This is a genomic window from Cohnella sp. GCM10027633 (genome assembly GCF_042675445.1).
Classification (GTDB): Bacteria; Bacillota; Bacilli; order Paenibacillales; family Paenibacillaceae; genus Cohnella.
In genome coordinates this window covers 188202-209737 of sequence record NZ_JBHTGV010000007.1, presented here as the reverse complement: position 1 = coordinate 209737, position 21536 = coordinate 188202, and the positions used below count along the sequence as shown (strand labels likewise).

Sequence of the window (21536 nt, the reverse complement as noted above, 5' to 3'; positions counted from 1 at the left end):
GATGGGTACGATCAGCCTGCTCACCCACAGCTTCCTCGACGGCTACAACCGGCGGTACGACCGGGTATTCGGAGGAGGACTCGAACGCTACGTGGGCGACCTATGCGAAGTCGTCCGCGACCTCGGCGAACGGCCGGAAGTTCATCAGCTCTCGTATTACGAACCGTTCCGCACGACATGGAACGGCATCGACGTGTACGGGCATTCGTACGAATTCGATCGCGTTCCCGACGCCTTCGACGAGATGGCGCGGCAAGCGAACGGACGTCTCGTCTACGCGAGCTGCATCTGGCATCCGATTCGGTACGCGCCGGGCAGCATGGGCATCTGCCACGGCATTAATTGGGACTCCCCGCTCCTGCCCAGGCAATCGAAGGCTGCGGTAGCGGATGCGATTCAATCCGCCATCGACCGGCTGGACCCGATCGTGTCGGTGGACTCCCATTTTCAGACGTACTGCCGATCGGTCTGCAGCTACGAGGACGCGAACCGGATCGTCGTCATTCCGAACGCGGTCGACACGTCCGCCTTCGTTCCCCGGTCCGCTTCAGCCGCGACGGACCGGAAGCTGCGCGTACTGTTCCCTCGCAGGCTTAGTCTCGAGCGCGGGCTCGTGCCGATGATGCGCGTGACGGACCTATTGCTCTCTCGGCGCGACGACGTCGAAGTCGAGTTCGCGGGCGAGACCGTTCAGGGAAGTCCCGCCGCCGAAGCATTCGAGGCATGGCTGCAGGTCCACCCCGCGCGTCGCTCGATTCTCCATCGCACCTACGATTTCGATCAAATCCGCGAAGCGTACGCCGCCGCGGACATCGTCGTCATTCCGACCGTGTTCTCGGAAGGCACCTCGTACGCCTGCCTTGAAGCGATGAGCTGCGGATTGCCCATCGTGTCGACGAACGTGGGCGGCTTGAACGATCTGCTCATCGACGGGCATAACGGCCTGCTCGTCCCTCCGACGTCGGACGCCATCCTGAACGCGGTGCGGCGGCTCGTCGACGACGGCGGGCTCAGGCAGGCGCTGGGCGCCAACGCCCGCCTCTCGGCGACGGCGTTCGATAAGCGCATTTGGCGCAGCCGGTGGCGCGACGTTCTCGAGACGTTTATGCGGGGGCGGTGAACGGCCGGCGGATTCGGACGGCGGATTCGGACGGCGAACAAGGCGGCTCGGGGCATCCCCCCGCAGCCGCCTGCTCGCGCCTTGTCCGTCCTTACTCCCCTTGTTCCATCGGCAGCCGCAACCGCGCTTGCGCGATCAGATCCCGCCTCCCATCCTCCGTCTCGCCATGGAACGCGAGCGCGAGATGCCTGTCGGCCGTCTCCGACAAGCCAAGGACAAGCATCCTGGCGCCTGTCGCGGCCGATGCCTCGACCGAACCCAGCGCTTCCTGCCAGTAACTCAACACGCGGCCGTATCGATCCGTTCTCCCGCACGCCGCGCTCCCCTCGAGCAATCGCCGCAATGCGCGCCAATCCTCGTCCGCCAACCGACCGTCGGTTTCGCGCCGCTCCTCCGCCAGTGCCGCCGCGAGCGCATCCCGCCACGGGCCTTCGCCGTCGGACAACCATCGCAGTTGCTCCGCGAAAGCCGTCGCTTCCGCATCGCTTCGAACCGCGCCCATCGTCTCCAACTTGGCGCGGGCATCGTCCAACCTGCCGTCGGCGAGCGCTTCCTCCGCCTCGGCCACAAGCCGCGCTTCGGCGGGCATCCCGCACCTTCGCATCAGCTCGATCGCCGGCCCATAGCAGCGGCACTCCGACAAGACCGCCGCGAGCTTCGCCCAAGCTTCCGGCGAATTCGGCAGGAACCCGTCTTCGATCCAAGGCACGATGTCTTGCTCCCTGCCCGCGATGCGAAGCAACCGGAAGCTCCGATAGAGAGGCGGCGTCAAGCTCGAGCGCAGCCGAATCGACTCTCGATACCATCGCAACGCCTCGTCGACCTCGCCGATTCTCTCCAGCAGCTCCCCGAGCATGTAAGCGGTCCGGAACGTACCGATTCCTTCCTCGGTATGATACGGCGATGGCGCGCGGCCTCGCTTCAGCGCCTCGAGCAGCGCGTTCGCGGCGTCGGCTTCGCGGCCGAGCGCGATCATGCTCGCGGCTCGGTATTGATGCAAATCCGTATAGTCGGGATAGAGCGGAAGCGCTTCGTCCGTGCGCCTGACCGCCTCGTCCCAACGGCCGAGCGCCTGCAGGCAGCGAATCTCGTACTTGCTCGCCAAGTGCGCGTAGCTTACGGCGAGGGGATCGATGCGATCGGCGCAAGCCCTGAACAAGGCCAGCGCGGGCTCCGGCCTGCCCGTGCGCAAATATTCGACGCCGAGATTGTACAGGTAGAACGGATTGTCCGGCTCATCGGCCAACGCCGCCTCCAGCAGCTTCATGTTCCTCTCGACTTTGTTCTTCTCTACGACGAACGCCTGCTGATAGCCGTAATGGTGGATAACGACGTCCGTCAACCGGAAGCTGGCGCCGGGAGTACGAGCCAGAATCGAAGCCGCGATCTGCTCGTGGATCCGGCCTTCGAACCGATGCTCCGGCCGATTACGGAACATGCGCAGCACCGGGTTCACCGTGGCCCCGTGACTGCCGTCGCCGACGTAATTCCGGATTTCCAGGAACAGCCCTTCGTCCTCCCGGAGCTCCGCGAGCTGCCGCAGCAGCCCGCCTTGCCCGGCGTCTAGCGCCTCGTCCCCGTCCAGGAACAGAATCCATTCGCCTCGCGCCACCCTCACCCCGGCGTTGCGGGCCGCGGCGAAGTCCCCTCCCCAGGGCTCGCGGACGATGCGCGCCCCGTAACCCTGCGCGACTTCGACCGTCGCGTCCGTAGAGCCCGTGTCGACGACGACGATCTCGTCCGCGACTCCGCGCACGCTCTCCAAGCATCGCGCCAAATTCGCGGCTTCGTCCTTCACGATCATGCACAGCGAGATGAGCGGCCGGCGTCTAAGCATGGGCATTCCCCTTCTCCGCGCCGGTTCTGGCCGTCCGCCAGCCCAGCCCTTCCAACGCGAGCAGCGTTTCGTCCAGGTTACCGGCTTCCGGTAGCGGATTCGTCGCCCCCGTCGCGTCCTCCGCCCCTTCTATGGCAACTTCGTTCGCCATGCGGACGTAGCATTCCGCCGCCCCGAAGCGCGCCCTCGAGAAGTCGCCCCGCATCGCCAGCGCCCGTTCGAACAGCCCCGCCGCCGCGGAGTAGTGTCCCTGCCCGACTAACGTCTCTCCCAACGCGAACGCCCCCTCCGCATCCAAGCTTCCGCTTCGCAACAGCCCGAGGTAACGATTCGCCGCGCGGTCGACGTAACCTCTCGCGTACAGCAGTCCGGCCGTCGTCGAGTCGCTTAATGAGACCGTCGCCGCGATCGATTCCGCCAGCTCGGGAAGTCGCATCGACAACGCCGCATCCACGAATCGCGGCGCGATCGCTCGCATGTCCGCTTGCCGTTCCTCCGCCGGCCGGGCGCCGCCGCGAAGCAACGCGGCTTCCAGCCAGATGAAGCTCGCCGGTTCCGGTCGGCCTGCCGCGATCAACGCCTCCCGTGCGGAGCGCCCCAAGCTCCAAGCCGCAAGCGCGCAGAGCACCCCCATCTCGCCGCCCGGGTTCTCCGCCCCGGATTCGACCAGCCTCCGCGACCGCGCGAATGCCTCCTCGCGGAGGCCGGCGGAGGCCAGACAGCGGACGGATACCGCTTGTTCGTCAGGCGTCAACGCCCGCAACCGTTCGAGCGCCTCCAGCAGCTCGACTGCCGCTCCGTATACGCCGGCGTCGGCTAAAGCGCGGGCCGCGGTCTCTCGCCGGGCTGTCGCCTCCCCGTCGATCCGCTCGCGCATGCCCGCCAGAAGCGCTTCTTCCCCGGCGCCGCCTTCCTCGAGCATCGTCTCGATCCACCCGCGCCAAGCTGGCGCATACGCAGGCTCCGCATTCAACGCTTCGAGATATCGGCGGACGGCTTCTTCCCGCAGCCCGCATCTGCGCGCGATATCGGCCCATTCGACCATGGACCGGTACGTGCTGGAGCCCGATAGGCAAATATATTCGGCTGACGCGGCGGCGTCGCAGCGCATGGCCGCCTCGAACGCTCTCGCCGCCTCCTTGAGCCGCCCGAGCCGCCGCAAGCACATTCCGTGAAGGTAATGCAGATCGGGATATTGCGGATAACGCTCCGTCTCCGCTAACAACCGCTTGCGCGCGGCAACTTCACGGCCCGCCGCCAGCTCCAACTGCGCGTAATCCCGAATCAACGTCGCGCGGTAAGGCGCATCGGGAGGCGCGAGCGCCAGCGACGCCTCGAACGACTCGCGCGCCAACGAAGCATGCCCGAGCTGACAGTATGTGACGCCGAGGTTGTACCGCACGAACGGGTCCTGCGGACGTTCCGCAGCCTCGCGCTCGAGCAGCCTTAAGTTGCGCTCCGCGGTCCGTTTGCGCGAGAGCTCCTCCGGCCGGTACCCGATATGAAGCAGCTTCAGCGGACTCGTCGGCACGGCAACGGCTCCCCCGACCGAAGAACTGCCGCGAACGAGCTGCTCGTGCACGCGCCCCGCGTACCGGTAGCCGCGCCCGTTGCGGAACAACCGCTCGCCCGTGCTCGTCACCGCATCCTCCGGGCGTTCGCCCAGTGCGTGCGTCATCGACACGCCGCAGCGCTCCGCCTTCGTATCGCGCAGGAAGTCCTTGAGCGATTCCGCCCCTTCCACCGCTTCCTCGTCCGCATCCATGACCAGGATCCAATCGGTCGTCGCCAACGCCAGCCCCGCGTTGCGCGCCGCGGAGAAGTCGTCCCGCCAAGGGACGCGCGCGACGATCGCTCCGTAAGCGGTCGCCAGCCGCGGCGTTCCGTCCGCTGAGCCCGTATCCACGAGCACGATCTCGTCCGCGAAGCTTGCGACGCTGCGCAGGCAGGCTGGCAGGAGCTTCTCCTCGTCCCTGGCGATCAGATGCACGCCGATCGTCGGACTCTTCGCTGCCTCCACGCTCCCCGCCCCCTCCGTTAACGCACATGAAGTCCCCTCGCGGAGACTTCATGTACGTATATGAATTTAGGCTCGCCTACGTTCCTTGTCCGTTGAAATAGACGTCGATCGTCGTCGGGTTGCCTGCCGAGCTGGACCGGTATGCAAGCCGCGTGAACTTCAGGAAGCGATGCGGCACGAGTACGTCTACCGACCCGACCGCGATGCCCGTCACGGTATCGACGTCGACGTACCAGTTCGTGCCGTCGGCGCTGATCTCGACCCGGGCGTCCACCTTGTTCGCGCCCGGCCCTTGGTTATAGATGAAATAAGAATACACGCCGAGCACGCTCGTCGTAACCGGCGTAATGGCGGTGAACGCATCCGCCGTCACGACGTCGGCCGTCGGAATCTCCACGAAGCTCTTCTGCGAGATCGACGTCACGCTGCTCAACGTACCCGCCGTTATCGTTGCTCCCATCACGCTCGTAATCGTACCGTTCAGCAGGTTCGTCAGCGTACCGGCCGTTATCGTCGCACCCATCACGCTCGTGATCGTACCGTTCAGCAAGTTCGTCAGCGTGCCCGCCGTGATCGTCGCGCCCATCACGCTCGTGATCGTACCGTTCAACAGGTTCGTCAACGTGCCCGCCGTGATCGTCGCGCCCATGACGCTCGTAATCGTACCGTTCAGCAAGTTCGTCAGCGTGCCCGCCGTGATCGTCGCGCCCATCACGTTCGTGAGCGTGCCGTCCAGCAAGGTCGTAATCGTACCGTTCAGAATGTTCGTGATCGTACCTGCGGTAATCGTAGCCCCGGTCACGCTAATATTGCTGATCGTGCCGTCCATGATGACCGCGAGCACGTTGCCGCTCGTATCGGTTCTGACCGCGCGGGCCGTACCGGTACTGTCTTGTCCGAAAATCAGCGTGCGCAACTGGTCCGGGTCCGTATTGAATGTCGTAAAGTTGGGCACCGATCATCCTCCTCGATTAATAATGTCTTCGTCGGGCTCGAACTACCTCACCCTCGATAAATTATTTCTTCGTCGGGCTCGAACTACCTCACCCTCAATGAAAAATAACTTCGTCGGGCTCGAACTACCCCGTGCAGAGCGCCTGATAATGGACGTCCACGACGGAATCCTCGCCCGGATTCAATGCTCGTACGGATACTCTTGTATAGCGCAAATATCGAATCGGAACGAGCGCGGCCGTCCGGCCTCCCGCGACGATCTCCTTCGCATCGTCCGCGAAATGTTCGTTGTCGGGACTGATCTCCAGTTGCGCGACGACGGGATGTCCGCCTTTGTTCACGATGCCGAACGAGTACATCGACTGGCATGACGTGTCCACGGCGGGCATATAGACGGGATCGGAGGCAACCGGAATATTCGGCGCTCTTCGGTGCGTGAATCCGCGCCGGCAAGGCATTGCCCGATGGCGAAGGCATCGCCGGCCTGCCGCGTGTCCACGGTTCGACCGTTTCCTTTTCGGACGACCGCAAGCTGCTCTATGCGCCACCGCTCCACCCCCTGATTCTCCCATACTCTATGTCCGCGAGCCGCGCGGCGAAACGGCAGGCGCCCCTTTTGGCCCGCGCAGTGGATATCGGTACAACCTAGGGCGGCTCAACGCACATACACTGTTAGTCACGGCGCATCGCCGGCCGCTACGGAGGAGGGACCGACATGTCCAATTACGCGATTTTCAACGCCTCGAACAACCCCTTGTACACCCAATCGACGAATACGTATCTCGTTCCCGCAATCGAAGGCTCCCCGGAGAGCGACGCAGCCAAATCCGGCCAGCTGTACATTCTGTCTTCCGGCAGCGTCGCCGTCGGCGGAGGCTCCAGCTTATTGCTCCAAATCGCCAATCCGAACGGCAGCGGCAAAACCGTCTACGTCTCTTCGATCATGGGAGGCGTTACGGCGGCCGTCACGCTTAATGCGTTCAAGGGAGGAACGATTACGGGAGGTACGACCCCGACGCCGCAGAACGCCAATTTCGGCAGCGCAAACGCCAGCATCGCGACGACGAGGCAGAACACCGGCACGCTGGGCGGCACGCCGACGAACATCGCCAGCGTGCCGCTCACGGCGGGCATGTACCAGTTGCAGTTCGCGGGAGGACTCGTCGTGCCCCCTAACCAGACGCTGACGGTCACGCTCGGGACGACCGCGTCTACTTCTTCCGCGATCATTACGTGGTGGGAATATTAACGGAGGGATAATGAGATGCCTAACGATGCGGTATTCGATTATAAGAACCAGCCGGTATTCAATCGGCAGATCAATACGTACCAGTCGCCTGGAACGGTCGCTCCACCCGACGCCGACGCGGCTTCTTCCGGACGCGAATTCATGACGACGGCGACCAACTCGCAGTCGTTGGGCGTGCTCGGCGGCTCCGTCGTCATTACGCTGCAGCTGTCCAATCCGAACGGCAGCGGCAGGACGCTGTACTTGTCCAGAATCGCCGGCGGGACGGGCGTCTCGCTCAGCCTGCTGTCCAGCTTCAACGGCACGGTCACGTTCGTTAAGGGCGGCACGCTGACGTCGCCATCCACTCTAACGCCCGTGAACGGCAATTTCGCGAGCGCGACGACGAGCGTTATGACCGCCCGCTCCTCCGTGTCCGCGTCCAGCGGCGGAACCCCCTTCATGGCCATGCCTCTCTCGCCCGGCCCCTTCGAAGCGCAACTGACCGGCGCGATCGTCGTCCCCCCGAACCAAGCGATTACCGTCACCGTCAGCGCGGCCTTGACCGTGCTCGGCGTACTCAGTTGTACCGCGAACATGGTCTGGTGGGAGGGATAAGCCGACTCCGGCTCCCCGGCCCTTCTTCGGTTACGCCTGTTGGCACAGCTTAACCCCGGGGCGGAAGAGCCTATCCTCCGCCGGCGCGTTCTCCTTGGCCGTCATCTCGCTCGGGACGATCTTGATGATCGCCGTCTTGCCTCCCAACGAAGACCTGTACTTCTCGACATGGCCGCGGGCGAGCGGCTGCTCGTAGAATCCGGGAACGTATTTGTCCAGCATGCGTTGCATCGCGGCCGTCGCCTCGTCCCAATCCGTCAGGAAAGACGCGGTGCCGTACATAACGACGCTCATATACGCCGTATCCGTATGCGCGGGCACCGGCGAAGTCAGCGTGCCGTAATGCTCGCTGATCGCGAAGCACACTTGGTCGTTCTCCCGCAAGCAATGGGCCCGCTTCCCTTCCTCCGCGCCGTGCACGTAGATCGCCCCGTTCAACCATGCGTAGTTCATCGGCACGACGTACGGCATGCCTCCCGCGGCCATGCCCAGGTAGCCGACCTGCGCCTGCTCCAGGAACCGCTCGATCTTCTCCTTGTCCGTGCATTCCCTCTTCGATAACCTTACCGTGAACATACGACCGAACCCCTTTCGCTATAACCGACTCGTTGTGATAGAATCAGTGTATATGCAGACTGACCCCTAATGAAGTGACAGAATCGTTCGTTTTGTAGGGGTCAACCGCTGATTCACCTCTGAAAATATCGAATCGAGGAATTCCGATGATCGCGTTATCCCCGCCGCTCGATGCGCACGGCGCCATTCCGTTGTACCTTCAGCTCTATGGCTATATCCGGAGCGAGATCGAAGCAGGGACCATTCCCGCCGGCGCGAAGCTGCCGGCGATCCGCACGCTGGCCGCGCACTTGAAGGTGAGCAAGAACACGGTAGAGACGTCTTACCAGCAGCTCATCGCCGAAGGCTACGCGGAGAGCAGAAGCCGCAGCGGCCTCTATACGCTGGCGATCGAGGAACCCGTCGGCGGCGCCGCTGCGACCGTCGAGCCAGTCGGTGCCGCGCCGCAGTCCCCGCGTTCGTCCAAGCGCGCCGTCGAGGTCGCGTACGAGTACGACTTCCGTTACGGAGACGTCGAGACGGAGCGGTTCCCGATGGCCGCGTGGAAGAAGTGCTTGCAGGCCGTGTTGGACGAAGCGAACCCGCGATTGGCGCTCGATTACGGACACCCGCAAGGCGACGAGGAGCTTCGCTCCGAGCTCGCCGCCTATCTCTTCCAATCGCGCGGCGTCCCATGCGCCGCGGAGCAGATCGTCATTTGCGCGGGCACGCAGCAAGCCATCGGCATGCTATGTCAGCTCGTTCCGCTTCGCAATGCGCGCATCGCCATGGAGAATCCGGGGTATTCCGGCGTCCGGACGGCTTTCCTCGGCCATGGATGCGAGATCGCGCCGATTCCGCTCGACGAAGACGGCCTTCAAGTGGAGAAGCTGGCCGAAGCGAGCGCGGCGGCGGTCTACGTTACCCCGTCCCATCAATTTCCCCTCGGCATGATCATGCCCGTTCAACGGCGCAACAGGCTGCTGCAGTGGGCGAACGACAACGACGCCTTCATCGTCGAGGACGATTACGACAGCGAATACCGATACGTCGGGCAACCGATTCCGGCTCTGAAGGCGCTCGATCGCCGAGATCGGGTCATCTATCTCGGCACGCTGTCCAAGTCGTTCCTCCCGGCGGCGAGGCTGAGCTACGTCGTGCTGCCGGAGTCGATCGCCGGCTCGATCCGGGAGAAGCTGCGATCGTACAGCCAGTCCGCATCCCCGCTCATCCAACGGGCGACGCTGCGGTTCATGCGCGAGGGCCATTTCGGCCGTCACGTCCGGCGGATGAAGCGACTGTACCAGACGAAGCATCGGGCGCTGCTGAGCGCCCTGCAACGGCGCTTCGGCGACCGAATCGACGTCATCGGGCAGAAAGCCGGACTGCACCTGCTCATCGACGTGAAGACGGACTTGTCCGGCGGGGAGCTGATCGACCTTGCGCTGGCGGAAGGCGTGCGCGTCTATTCCCCGGCCATCCAGTGGCAGAATCCGGAGCACTGTCCGCCGGCTCGCATCATGCTCGGCTTCGGCGGCCTGAACGAGAATAAGATCGACGACGCCGTCCGAAGATTGGCAAAGGCATGGTTCCCGGGCTATGATGGGGAGACAATCGGCAACGCGGAGAAGAGAGGAACGACATGAAGATATTAATCGTAGGCGCGGGCGCCATCGGAGGATTCATCGCGGCCCGCATGCTGGAGGACGGATTGGACGTCACGTTGCTCGTTCGCGAAGGAAGACGGGCGCAATTGGAAGCCGGCGGCCTCGTCGTGAACAGTCCGACGGGAGACTACGCGGGACGGCCGAAGCTGCTCGTCGCGGGAGAAGCGGGCGGTCCGTTCGATCTCGTCGTGATCGCGAGCAAAGCTTACGGCTTAACGGCCGCGCTGGCGCAGATCAAGCCGTACGCGCACGAGTCGACTGCGCTGCTGCCGTTCCTGAACGGCTTCAAGCATATGCGCGATATCGCGGAAGCTTATCCCGGACAGCCGCTGCTCGGCGGCGTCGCCCGGATCGAAGCGACGCTGGACGCTTCGGGAACGATCGTCCATATGAGCGCCCCGTACTCGTTCGTCTATGGCAGCTTCGAGAACGTGCCCGACGGCTTGTACGAATCGATCAAGCAGGACCTCTCCGCCGCCCGGGTTCTGACGGAGAGCCGCGACATCCGCAAGGCGCTGTGGGAGAAATATTCGTTCATCGGCGGCTTATCCGGCTTAACGTCGCTCTTCCAAGCGACCGTAGGGGAAATCATGGACGTACCGGGCGGAATCGAATCGTTCCGGAGGCTGTTCGCCGAGATCGCCGATATTATCCGCGCTTCCGGAGGAATGCTGCCGGACGGGATTGCGGAACGCAACGCGAAGATCGTCGCGGGACTGTCGCCTGGCAGCACCTCTTCGATGCTGCGAGACATGCGGAACGGCCTCCCGACGGAAGCCGCTCATCTGCATGGTTATTTGCTCAAGCTAGCCCGAGATGCCGGCGTATCCGCGCCGCTGCTTACGGCCGTCCATCAACGGCTTGCGATCTACGAGAACAAGCGCGGCTGACGCCGCGCTTGTTTTTATTTGGCGATCGGTAGCTTGATCAACGCCTCCGTGCCTACGTTCAGCTTGCTCTCGTAATGAATCGTTCCGTTCATGTTGCGAACGATTTGCCACGATACCGTCATCCCGAGCCCCGTTCCTTTGTCTTTCGTAGAGTAGAACAGCGTACCGAGTCGATCGAGATGCTCCTTGCTCATCCCCCTGCCCGTGTCCGTAATCTTGATGTAAGCCCATTCGTTGTCGTTCGTCAGCTGCAACGTAACCTTGCCTCCAGCAGGCGTCGCCTCGATGCCGTTCTTCGTAATGTTGAGCAGCGCCTGCTGAAGCTGGTTCCGATCGCCGCTTACGGCGGGATTCACCGAGAGCCTGCTCTCCAACTGCACGCCTTGGATAATCGACAATGGCTCGAGAAGCACGACGATGTTCTCGACGATCGAGGCTACCTGCACCCGCTCGGTCGTCGCCAAGTGCGGCTTCGCATAGCTGAGATATTCGTTCAGAATCGTCTCCGCCCGCGCGAGCTCCGCGAGGATAAGCGGCAAGTATTGGCTCGACTTCCCCGTCTCCCGCTGCTTCATCAGCTGTAGAAACCCCTTCACCACGGTCAGCGGATTGCGAATTTCGTGAGCGATCGAAGCCGCGATCTCCCCGAGCGCGTTCAGCTTCTCCGAGCGCGCGATCTCCAGCTTCATTCTCCGCCGTTCGATCATGCCCTCGTTCATCAGGAAGACGACGCTGAAGACGACGCCGTAGATCAGCGAAGTGACGATCAGCTTGCGCGGCTCGTCGTGCAACGACACGCCCGCAACGCCTTCGATGCGATAATACAGATACATGGCGAAGAGCTTGACGATGCCCACCCATAAGCCGATGATCACGATCGCCTTCAGCCTCAGCATGTAATCCCGCCGATTCCGAATCACGTAGCACATCGCGAGGGGCAAGACGGCGATCAGGACGCCGACCCCCAGATCGAACGCCAGCCCTTCCGTCCCCTGGACCGCGCGAGCGCCCGCGATTGCCGCCCATACGAGTCCCCCGGCATACGGTCCTCCGTACAAGCAAGCGACGATGAACGGCAGGAACCGCAAATCCCAATGCATCCCATACGTCATGTAGGGATATATGACACAGAGTACGGCGGCGATGCCGTTCAGCGTGCCGACGAAATAGGGCGACCCGCCGATCGCCGACTTATCGTAGATGAGACTTGCGATAAGCGTAGGAGAGAGGACAATGAGTACATGTAATAGCACGGTATCTAGCGACATATCGTTCCTCCGCTTGAGAGCGCGATCGCGTTTTATTGAATATATACGACACCGTTTGCGAATCCCCTCTACTATTCGGGTAAAATTTACATTTCGCTTACCATTTACCGATAACCTATCTCTTTATCGTATATTTATGTTAGGTTATATCGGCAATGTGTTGTATTATATCGAGTTCTATGTTACTTTATATAACATAATACATAGAAGGGAAGCGGAAGCCATGATATTAATTAGACAATATTCCACGGACGATCACGATCACGTATGGCGGGTACATTTGCTCGTCGTTTCCGAAGCGGGAGTCGAGCCTACGCACCAGCATTATCACGATATTTTCCACATAGAAGAACAATACTTGCGAAGCGGAGGAGAATTCCTCGTCGGGACGGGGCAGCGCGGACAAGTGATCGCGATGGGCGGATTGAAGAAGCTGGACGAGACGAAAGCCGAGATCAAGCGGCTGCGCATTCATCCGGACCATCAGAAGAAAGGCTACGGCAAGCTGATGCTGTCGCAGTTGGAACACCGCGCGCAGGAGCTCGGCTTCCGCCACATCTATCTCGACGCGCTGCACAATCAGCACGGCGCGCATACCTTGTTCAAGAACAGCGGATACCTGGAGGTCGGCCCGACGGTCGTCGACGGCTTCAACGTCGTCGTGTTCGAGAAGTCGCTCGCTTAAGACGAAGAAGGCCGCCCGCGCTCCTGCGCATGGCGGCCTTCCGTATGTCTGCGAGATTCATGGAATGATGCCTACGTTATCGATCATTGCGATTCCCGGCCGATCTTCGAAGATCAGCCTCAGCTCCGCCCATTCCGACGACGTAAAATCAGGATCCTCGTCTTCGAATTCGCGAAGCGGCAGTTCGACCGTCTGATAGACGGCCTCCGATTCGTGCTTGTACTTGCCCTCCGAGAAGACCGATTCCATTCCCGGCAGCCAGGTGAAGTCCGTCTTCGGAGGCGGCTGCACGTCCATGAATCGCGACAGCGGCAACCGTACGGCCACGCCCGCTCGGTCTTTCACCTCCGCTTGAATGCGAAGGCCGTCCGGCGCATCCGACAGATCGGCGATAGAGAACGTTAAGATCGAATCCTCGTCGGTCGCCACGCCGTCTCCGGCAACGCGCAAGGCGTATTCGGCCGTTCGGTCCCATGTCAGCAACAGCCCTTGATTGCCTTTGTCTTCCCGTTGACGATTCTTCGCTTCCTCGTGCCGCCATTCCTGCATATCGGTCGCTTCCGCCGCAACTCCCGTCGCCGGCCGCGCGCGATCGTCGCCCTCGAAGTCCGTCAGCAGCCGAAACTCGCCGTCTTGATATTGATTGAAGTATTCGGTGTCGGGAAGTCGATTCAACCCGGTCCGGTAATCGCGGAATAACGACCGATATTGATCGTCGCCGCGAAACACCGTCTCCAAGAAGGCGGAGACGTATAGCTTCGCGACCTGCCGCTGCGCCTCCGGCGACAGCTTCCCGGTCGGGCGGACGAATAACCTTCCCGGATAGGAGTTGTCGAATTGCCCCCAAGCGGTATTGAACTGGCTGTGATTCGCCCCGGCGATGTACAGGGAAGCCTTGAACGCATCCGATCCCCGGCCGATGTCCGTACGCGCGTATTGGCGATCCCCGTAGAAGTTAACGAGATCCGAATCTTTCGCGCCTTGCAGCGTTAAATACGAGATATCGCGCAGCCGCGCTTGCTTGCCGTCGACGTACGTATCCGTCGGCGCGATCGCGACGACTCCCCGGATCCGATAACTCGACCGATCCGGAAGCGATTCGTCTTCGGAGAACCACTGCTCGGGGTCGGCGGCCATCGCGACCGCCTGCCCGCCACGGGAATGTCCCAACAATGCCACTTGCCCCATATCGATTCGGTTATACAATCGGTTGTTCGCATCCGCATTAAATCGTTGCAACTGACCGATATGCTGCAGGAGCATCCGCGCGCGCAGCTTCATGTCCTGATCGGGAATGCCGGACCACGCGGAGTAATTCAGGAAGTTCTCGTCCACGGACACGGCGATCATGCCCCTGCTTGCCAGCAGCTCGCCTAGATAGGCGTAGCCTTCGTCGGAGAAGTCCTCCATCAGGTGGTTGCCGTGCACCATGAGAACGAGCGGAAACGGCCCTTCGCCGGCAGGCATCCATACGCGGCCGTTAAGCGGCATCCCCGTCTCCTCTCTCACGTCGAACCCCCAGAACTTCTCGCGCAGCCACGGCCAGTCTCCGGCGTCATAGATGCCGGCGTCGGCGGACTCCGACCGGATGTCCGCGTCCTTGCCGAATTCGGAGCGGCGCGCATCTTCGCCGCTGCCGTATGTGAACGCTTCGACCTCATAGCCCCCCGGCCGAGAAGCATCCGGCACGCCGGACGCCAGCGCTTGAACTTCGCCGCTTGCCTGCCATGCTCCTTCGCCGGTATCGGCCGCTGGCCATAAGGCCCAAGCGAGCAGCGAAGCCGCGACCGCGGCGACGCCGATCCGCAGGCCGGTCCTTCGCGGTCTGAACGCCGTTTCCAGAGCGATTCCGATCGCGCCGGCCGCCAGCGTGAATGCCGCCGCGTAGACGATCGCGCCGAAGATGCCGAAGTCCGTGAAATACAACGCGAAGTAGAGAAGCGCTCCGGTATAGACCGCACCGCCGGCCGTCGCTCTAGGTATGCGCAGCCCGATAAGTGCGATCAGCGCGGCGACCGCCAAGGAAGCGATCGGCAGCGCGATCGTGTTAAGCGACAACGCCGTCGCGACGTCGAACGTCGTGCCGAGCCCCGTCGGCATGCCGAGCGCGCAGAAGGCGATCGCCGCGCAATCGAGGAGCCACATGGCGACGATCGCGGAGCGCCATCTGCGGGTGTCGAGCGCGAACAAGCCGGAGAGCCGCCGCTTCAGCCACGGCGCGAGCCGACGCCCGCGACGCGGAATGGCCGACGCGGGTTGCGAAGATTGAACCGTTTGCGCTTCTGCTTCCGTTTGCATCTCGACACCTCCTTGTCATATCGATCGAGCACCGCATCTCTTCTTCTATCCTTCGATTATATACGGTTTATGCCGCGCGCACCTGCTCCAATGTCTTGAAGCGAAGGGCAGGATTGACGTCGCGCCCATTATTCGTCGGCATCGTATCGGGCACGCCCCTGCAAGCGCCGCAGCACGTCCGTCAGCTCCTCCGGCTGCAGCAGCTCGAGCGGCGATACGCCCTTATCGAACTGGAACGAGTCCCCTTCGATGAGCACCACGTAACGGCCGTTCAAGCGAGCGACATGAATGCGTTCGCCGTAGTCGGCCATCTGGGCCCGGACCGAGACGTCGTCTAGCTTGAACTTCAACTCCAGCTCGGGCTGCAGCTCCACGATTCGCGAAGTCGCTTCTAGAACGTGATCGTGGGACCACTTTTCCTGCAGCTCGCGCTTCTCGGAGGCCGCCCAGACGTCGAACTGTTGCTTCTCCTGGACCAACTCCTCCGGATGACGGTGCGCGTGCGGATACGACTCGTCCGGCGGCGTCTCGGCGAACGAGGCTTCGTCGAACGGGATGTCCCACTTCGTCGCCATGTACTCCTGCACCATGCCCATCACTTGCTCGTTGACGATCTCGGGCTTCGACTTCTCGTACGATACGTACTTCAGGAAATCCTCGAAGTAGCGGGCGTGCGAGGCTTGGTGGATTTTGAGCTCCCACTCCTCGAGCATGCCTTCCTCGGGCATATGCGGATATTGGATCGACTTGATGTTGCGCGCGTTAATGGCCATCTCCACGCGGGCGATCAAGCTCTGCTCGTCGGAGATGCGCGCGATCTTCGATTCGAAGTCGCACTTGAGCAGGAACAGGAACGGTTCGTCGAACAATTCGTTCAGCTTGGCGAGCGCCAAGACGAAGGCGCCCCCGCGCACCGCGTTCGTGTCCATGTAGATGCGCAGCAGATCGTCGCCGCCGTCGTGGAACGACCGCTTGTCGGTCGCCGTGCGCAACCGTTGGAACAAGTTGTAGTTCGGATTGCTGGACAGCTCGTGCCCGGCCTCTACGATGAACCTGCCGATCTTCGTCGGCACCTGCTCGGAGATCGGATTGATCTCGGCCTTGCGCTTGGCGATCCGCTTGAACTCGCTGTCCAAGAAGTCCTTCAGCGCGCTGTCTTGGTACTCCTCGTGGGACAATGTCTGGTAATGCTTGTACTTCTTGGGCGCGTCGGGACTATCCCCTTCCGCTTGAATAACGAAGAACGATAAGTATTGAATGGCGAACTTCATGGCGTTGGCTTCTCCCCGGATCCGCTGACGGCTGATGTGAACTCTCTATGCGAATATAAGGATTTTGCGCGGTTGTTTCAAGTCATGACTTTTCCTGCGGCGACGCCAAAATAATGCGGAGCGCACTTGGACACAGTATGGGTAGCCGCATTGGGCAAGGAGGACGACACGATGAGCGATACTCATGAATTCGTGCAGAAGCTACAGGACAATCAACGGAAAGTCGCCCGTAGCAAGCGGGGCAACGGCGGAGAGAAAGCCGGATCCCAGCTTCCCGGGAAGCAGCACAGCACGAATAAGTAGCCGCCCTCGAAAAAACACGGCAAGGGGCTGCCCTATTGCGGCAGCCCCTGTTCATCGTTCCCGCGAATCCGTCGCGGCGATCGAGCGAATTAGTTTCCGGGCAGCGTCACGCTGAACGCGATATCGTCGCGATCGCAGCCGGTCAGCACGTATTGTCCGTCCTTCTCCGCTATGCCTTCGCAGAACGTGAACGCCCTGCTAGGCGAGCCGAACGCATCCATCGTCGTGTCGAGCGTAAACCGCAGCGACGTCCCGTCGTAGCTGACGTCTTGGAAGATCGGATCCCCCTCGACCGAATACCTCGTCACGTGAACGATGTCAGCGACTCCGTTCTTCACGTTGTCCGCGAACTGCTTCAATCGCACCGAATTCGACAATGAGCCGTGCACGTCCACGACGTCGCCGTTCGCTTCCGCCTGCTCCGGCGAATAGTTCAGCGCGTAGATCAAGCTCCGCAGCTTCTTCGTCGCCTCTTGCGTCAATCGGTAGCCCTGCCCGGTGTTCTCCGTCGTCGTATACATGCCGACGCTCTCTTCCCGTTGGCCGAGCCACAGATGATACGAAGCGCGGCCGCCGCTCTCCGCCTCGAAGACGACGTCGTACTCCGGAAGGTCGACGTCCATGATCCCTTCCATCTTCTCCGCCGAGCCGAACGCGTCCGAGAAGATGTTCAGTGACTGCGCCTCCGTAAGCGCGCCGAGCGGTCCCGGGTTCACCTTGCCGAATCGTTCCGCGCGGCTCACGACGACCGTCTTCGCTTCGAAAGGGCCTGTCTTCTCCTTGCGAGTCTCCTCCGACGCGATCACAGGCGGCGAAGCGCCCGGTTCCGGTTGCGCCGGCTTGTCGCCGCAGCCTGCTACGAACGCGGCGAGCAATACGAGTATTAAGACTGTCCGCATCAATGAACACCTCCGTCAGAACAGACGCGGCGACAAGGCGATAGGTTGCGCTTGCGCTACTTCACCGCCATTACGAGGACGGTTACGATCGCGGCCGTGGCGGCCACGTAGAGCAGACCGAGCCTCAGCCACTTCATTCCCGTCTTCTTCATATAACCCGGATTCTCTTCTTGGTTGCGCTTCGACTTGCCTACCATCATCGTCGCGACGAACCCCGCGAGCATGACGACCAGTACGATAACGAGCAATACCGTAACATCCATGCCGTTCACCGCCGATCGGTTAGTTTTGGTGCGATAGCTTCATGACGTCGAGCAGCTTGATCCGTTGGTGCGTCTTCTCTTGGTAGAGCCACGGCTCTTGCACGTGGTCGATGAACAGCTTGCCGTGCAGATGGTCGACCTCATGCTGGATGCACCGCGCGAGGAAGCCTTCCCCCGACAGCTCGAACGTCTCGCCTTGCCTGTTCAGGCTGCGGACGGTGACGTTCTGCGCCCGCTTGACGAAGCCGTAATAACCGGGGAACGACAGGCACGCTTCGGTGCCCTCCTGCTCTCCGCTCGCTTCGACGATCTCGGGATTGATCAGCTCGATCAGCCCGTCGCCGCAATCCATGACGATGACCTGGCGCAGCATGCCGACCTGAGGCGCCGCCAATCCCGCGCGCCCTTCCGTAGCGTATAGCGTCTCGGCCATATCGTCCAACAGCTTCGCGATCTTCGGCGTGATCTCCTCGACCGGCCTGGCGCGCTTGCGCAATACGGATTCGCCGAACGGCAATATTCCGAGTACCGACATGATGATTATGCCCCTTTCGTCCGTTCCGGTGAAGTATAGACCCATAGATCGTTCGGGGAGCATTCCAACGTCGTGCACAGCGCGTCCAACGTATCGCTCTTCATCTGCTTCGGCGTGCCGTTCAGCAGCGCGCTGACGGACGGCGCGGACAGGCGATATCCCGCCTTCTCTCTCAATAACCGCGCAAGCGCCGCGCCGGACCAGATTCCCCGCTCGGCCATCACCTTGCGCAACGCCCATTCCAGCATGCTTGGTCTCCCCTCCGATTTTAGGTAGTACCTTAATAGATTAGGCAACACCTAATATATAACACGCCGCGAAGAGAATCGCAACGCGCTCGCGGTCGTCGATTTATCATGGATCATGAACAGCCTGGATTGAACGGCACCAGACAGAAAATGTAGTTGATATTTCAAATACATTTTCTATAATCATTCGTAATATTCAGTTTATGTTCGAAATATAGTCTACATTTTTAGGAAAAAGACTTTCGTGGCGATTTTTGTATGAAAATTCAATTATAATCGATTGTTTTAATGTGTATGCCGATTTTATATATGAAATATCGCTTATATGTCGAGGTCTCTGCTCCCATTCAATAGATCGCTTCGCGCGACCACTCGCCGACCTGCCCCGAATCCGGGAGCAGAGGCAACCGCAACGAGGAAGCCGCTTCCTGCAGATAGCGGTTCGCGCTATCCAGCCCGCCGGCCCCCGACGCGCCCGGCAACAGCTCCGATTGCCCCTCGCCCAGACGCTTCAGCGTCAGCAAGTCGCGCATATAGATTGAAGCATCCCACCTGATGTTCGCGAGCACGCGATAGACGACCTCTACCGGGAATCCGCTCCCCTCGTGCACGAGCCGGGCTGCCCGGTCCGGCTCGGCGCGGATGAAGGCGTGCGCCTTCAGATGCGCCCGCAAGTAAGCGATCACGACGTCTTCGTGGCGCGCGGCCCAGCCCCCGTCGGTCAACAAGCCGGTCAAATAATCGTCTCCGGCGCCGTCCGACGCGAGAGGATACCCGGCTCCCAACGTTTGCGCCCAAGTCAGATACGGCTCCCACAGCATCGCGGCGCCGATGCGCCCTTCGACCAACCCGCTCAAGCAATCGCTCATTCTGCGATAGTGAACCGGATCGCCGTTCAAGCCGGCGCCCTTCATCCATTCTCTCAGCCGATAGGACGCGCTGGAGTTGGCGACGGTCGATATGCCGCGTTCCGTCAACGACGACGGCAACGGACCGTACCCTCCGCCGGCCGGCGCCACGAGCGAGATGCCGCTCCCGCCGCGCGTCTTGCCAGCGAAGCCGATCAGCAGCGGATCGAACCGCGGAAGAATTCGGCTCAGCGCGCGGCTCGCGATGATCGGGTAGTCTCCGACCGATGCGATCTGCACTCTGCCCGCGATCAATTCCTCGACAAGCTCCATCCCGTTCGGGGCGTTCACCCACTGCACCCGTATCCGACCGTTCGGCCGCGCGGCGTTCAGCTCTTCCTCGAACAAGCCGAGCTGCTTGACGACGAGGGTACTCCACAGCAATGCCGCGCCGCTCTGATAGCCGACGGTGACGACGTTCGGGGACGACGGCGCCGCCTCCGCTACCGGTGCGGCTTCATGCGGGTCATGTCCGTGCAGACGCACCCACGCATCGAGCTTGTGCCTGTCTACGAGCACCTCTTTGCCGATCTTAATATACGGAAGCTGCTTCTGCCTGCGCCACCTATCGATCGTGGCCCGGCTTACGCCCAGCCAATCCATCGCTTCTTGCAAGCTCAGCAGATCGCGGGACCTCGGCATCGTCTACCCCTCCGTTTCTTCAATTCACACTATTAACATAGGAATTATCAATTATTAACCTAACTATATGCGAATTACCGTCATAATTCAATCGATAATTGGCAGCCGCTGGACGTTCTCCTCATTGCTCCTCATACGTCGTCATCTGTTCTCTTCGTATTGACGCGGCGACTCTCGGATGTTATTTGTATAGTATACCCACTAAATTAATCGGAATTATGAGCATTGAAAAAAATCAAAGGGATTGGGGAGAAACAAAAATGAGTCATGCAATCGTCGGCAACAAACAAAAAGGGTTCAAATGGTTATTCGCGTTAGTCGCATCCGTCGCTCTGGTGGCGCTGTCCGCCTGTGGTTCGAACAACGACGACAACGGCGCTAACGCAAGCAAACCTGCGAGCGAAAGCTCCGCTGCCGCGAACGGCGACGGCTACACCGTCCGCATCGGATTCCAGAAGTACGCCTCCGTCAACATTCTGAAGGAGCGCGGCACGCTCGAAGCGAAGCTGGAGGAAGCCGGCTACAAAGTCTCCTGGACCGAATTCCCAGGCGGCCCGCAGCTGCTCGAAGCGGTTAACGTCGGCAGCATCGACTTCGGCAACGTCGGCGAATCGCCGCCGATTTTCGCGCAAGCGGCAGGCACGCCGCTCGTCTACCTCGGCCACTCGCCGGCCAGCCCGAAAGCCGAAGCGATTCTCGTCCCCGAGAATTCGCCGATCAAGAACGGAGCCGATCTGAAGGGCAAGAAGGTCGCGCTCAACAAAGGCTCCAACGTCCACTATCTGCTCGTGAAATACCTGGAAAAAGAAGGCTTGAAATACAGCGACATCGAAGTCGTGTTCCTCCCTCCGGCCGACGCGAGAGCGGCGTTCGAAGGCGGCAAGGTCGACGCTTGGGTCATCTGGGAGCCGTTCTACTCGGCCGCGCAGCTCGATACGAAGGCTCGCGTCCTCGCGGACGGCGAAGGTCTCGTCAACAACTACGAGTACTACTTGTCCTCCCGCGACCTCGCGACGAAGCACAAAGCGGCCGTCGACATCATCATCGCGCAGTTGAAGGAATCCGACGCTTGGGCCAAAGACAACCAGCCGGAGCTCGCGAAGACGCTCGCGGAGAAGCTTGGCCTCAAGGAAGAAGCGCTCGTGCAGGCGTTGTCGCACCGCGGCTTCGGCGTCGAGCCGATCACCGACGACATCGTCGAAGCGCAACAGAAAGTCGCGGATGCGTTCCACGAGCTCGAATTGATTCCGGACGCGATTAAAGTCAGCGACGCCGTCATTAAGTAATTACCCGATAGCGATAGACGCGCAACATTAGATAGGCACCC

Annotated in this window: 21 protein-coding genes; 8 read left to right on the top strand and 13 right to left on the bottom strand. The window is 61.3% G+C overall.

The features are described 5' to 3' along the window. The first annotated feature begins 1 nt into the window (after position 1). Positions 2-1120 (top strand): glycosyltransferase family 4 protein, encoded by a 1119-nt coding sequence (locus tag ACFQZG_RS17630; protein ID WP_378154823.1) that lies wholly within the window; start codon positions 2-4, stop codon positions 1118-1120. Positions 1121-1211: 91 nt separating this feature from the next. Here the strand turns inward: ACFQZG_RS17630 and ACFQZG_RS17625 are convergent, their stop codons facing one another. The 4 genes from ACFQZG_RS17625 to ACFQZG_RS17610 form a co-directional block, all read right to left on the bottom strand. Beyond that, positions 1212-2963 (bottom strand): glycosyltransferase, encoded by a 1752-nt coding sequence (locus tag ACFQZG_RS17625; RefSeq protein WP_378154822.1) that lies wholly within the window; start codon positions 2961-2963, stop codon positions 1212-1214. After that, a complete protein-coding gene (locus ACFQZG_RS17620) occupies positions 2950-4977 on the bottom strand; it encodes a glycosyltransferase (protein ID WP_378154820.1) in 2028 nt (675 codons plus the stop codon). The genes ACFQZG_RS17625 and ACFQZG_RS17620 overlap by 14 nt, the downstream gene beginning before the upstream one ends. A 76-nt stretch (positions 4978-5053) precedes the next feature. After that, complete coding sequence (locus tag ACFQZG_RS17615; protein WP_378154818.1) at positions 5054-5932, bottom strand: DUF6385 domain-containing protein; 879 nt, start codon at positions 5930-5932, stop codon at positions 5054-5056. A 124-nt stretch (positions 5933-6056) separates the two neighbouring features. Next, entirely contained in the window at positions 6057-6479 is a 423-nt protein-coding gene (locus tag ACFQZG_RS17610; RefSeq protein WP_378154816.1) for a DUF6385 domain-containing protein, read from the bottom strand. Positions 6480-6646: 167 nt separating this feature from the next. Here ACFQZG_RS17610 and ACFQZG_RS17605 point away from each other — a divergent pair, with 167 nt between their 5' ends. Then, the gene (locus ACFQZG_RS17605; protein WP_378154814.1) at positions 6647-7180 is read left to right on the top strand and encodes a hypothetical protein; all 534 of its coding nucleotides are present in this window, start codon (positions 6647-6649) and stop codon (positions 7178-7180) included. 15 nt (positions 7181-7195) lie between these two features. Beyond that, entirely contained in the window at positions 7196-7777 is a 582-nt protein-coding gene (locus ACFQZG_RS17600) for a hypothetical protein (RefSeq protein ID WP_378154812.1), read from the top strand. 30 nt (positions 7778-7807) lie between these two features. Here ACFQZG_RS17600 and ACFQZG_RS17595 read toward each other — a convergent pair whose 3' ends face one another. Next, complete coding sequence (locus tag ACFQZG_RS17595) at positions 7808-8353, bottom strand: pyridoxamine 5'-phosphate oxidase family protein (RefSeq protein ID WP_378154810.1); 546 nt, start codon at positions 8351-8353, stop codon at positions 7808-7810. A gap of 146 nt (positions 8354-8499) precedes the next feature. Between ACFQZG_RS17595 and pdxR the strand changes: the two genes are divergently transcribed. Beyond that, on the top strand, positions 8500-9978 hold the full coding sequence (pdxR, locus tag ACFQZG_RS17590; protein ID WP_378154808.1) for a MocR-like pyridoxine biosynthesis transcription factor PdxR: 1479 nt from the start codon (positions 8500-8502) through the stop codon (positions 9976-9978). Then, positions 9975-10889 (top strand): ketopantoate reductase family protein, encoded by a 915-nt coding sequence (locus ACFQZG_RS17585; RefSeq protein ID WP_378154807.1) that lies wholly within the window; start codon positions 9975-9977, stop codon positions 10887-10889. Before pdxR ends, ACFQZG_RS17585 begins: the two co-directional genes overlap by 4 nt. Before the next feature lie 14 nt (positions 10890-10903). Here ACFQZG_RS17585 and ACFQZG_RS17580 read toward each other — a convergent pair whose 3' ends face one another. Further along, positions 10904-12157, bottom strand: coding sequence for an ATP-binding protein (locus ACFQZG_RS17580; RefSeq protein WP_378154805.1), 1254 nt, complete (start codon positions 12155-12157; stop codon positions 10904-10906). Positions 12158-12380: 223 nt separating this feature from the next. Here ACFQZG_RS17580 and ACFQZG_RS17575 point away from each other — a divergent pair, with 223 nt between their 5' ends. Continuing rightward, on the top strand, positions 12381-12842 hold the full coding sequence (locus tag ACFQZG_RS17575) for a GNAT family N-acetyltransferase (protein ID WP_378154803.1): 462 nt from the start codon (positions 12381-12383) through the stop codon (positions 12840-12842). 57 nt (positions 12843-12899) lie between these two features. Here the strand turns inward: ACFQZG_RS17575 and ACFQZG_RS17570 are convergent, their stop codons facing one another. Further along, entirely contained in the window at positions 12900-15140 is a 2241-nt protein-coding gene (locus ACFQZG_RS17570) for an alpha/beta hydrolase (RefSeq protein WP_378154801.1), read from the bottom strand. A 128-nt stretch (positions 15141-15268) separates the two neighbouring features. Then, complete coding sequence (locus ACFQZG_RS17565) at positions 15269-16411, bottom strand: DUF3900 domain-containing protein (RefSeq protein WP_378154799.1); 1143 nt, start codon at positions 16409-16411, stop codon at positions 15269-15271. A 171-nt stretch (positions 16412-16582) separates the two neighbouring features. On the opposite strand from ACFQZG_RS17565, the gene ACFQZG_RS17560 reads away from it, so the two are divergent. Next, positions 16583-16714 carry a DUF4023 family protein gene (locus ACFQZG_RS17560; RefSeq protein WP_378154797.1) on the top strand — a complete coding sequence of 44 codons (132 nt, stop codon included), beginning with the start codon at positions 16583-16585 and terminating at the stop codon, positions 16712-16714. Between the two features lie 89 nt (positions 16715-16803). On the opposite strand, the gene ACFQZG_RS17555 is transcribed toward ACFQZG_RS17560, so the two are convergent. From ACFQZG_RS17555 to ACFQZG_RS17535, 5 genes are all read right to left on the bottom strand, one after another. Beyond that, complete coding sequence (locus ACFQZG_RS17555) at positions 16804-17613, bottom strand: DUF4362 domain-containing protein (RefSeq protein WP_378154795.1); 810 nt, start codon at positions 17611-17613, stop codon at positions 16804-16806. A 56-nt stretch (positions 17614-17669) separates the two neighbouring features. Beyond that, entirely contained in the window at positions 17670-17876 is a 207-nt protein-coding gene (locus tag ACFQZG_RS17550; RefSeq protein ID WP_378154794.1) for a hypothetical protein, read from the bottom strand. 19 nt (positions 17877-17895) lie between these two features. Then, entirely contained in the window at positions 17896-18411 is a 516-nt protein-coding gene (gene def / locus ACFQZG_RS17545; protein ID WP_378154792.1) for a peptide deformylase, read from the bottom strand. 5 nt (positions 18412-18416) lie between these two features. Next, positions 18417-18659 (bottom strand): helix-turn-helix domain-containing protein, encoded by a 243-nt coding sequence (locus ACFQZG_RS17540; RefSeq protein WP_378154790.1) that lies wholly within the window; start codon positions 18657-18659, stop codon positions 18417-18419. 347 nt (positions 18660-19006) lie between these two features. After that, complete coding sequence (locus ACFQZG_RS17535) at positions 19007-20209, bottom strand: helix-turn-helix domain-containing protein (protein WP_378154789.1); 1203 nt, start codon at positions 20207-20209, stop codon at positions 19007-19009. A gap of 260 nt (positions 20210-20469) precedes the next feature. On the opposite strand from ACFQZG_RS17535, the gene ACFQZG_RS17530 reads away from it, so the two are divergent. Next, positions 20470-21495, top strand: a complete 1026-nt coding sequence (locus tag ACFQZG_RS17530) for a sulfonate ABC transporter substrate-binding protein (RefSeq protein ID WP_378154787.1) — start codon at positions 20470-20472, stop codon at positions 21493-21495. Positions 21496-21536: the final 41 nt, after the last annotated feature.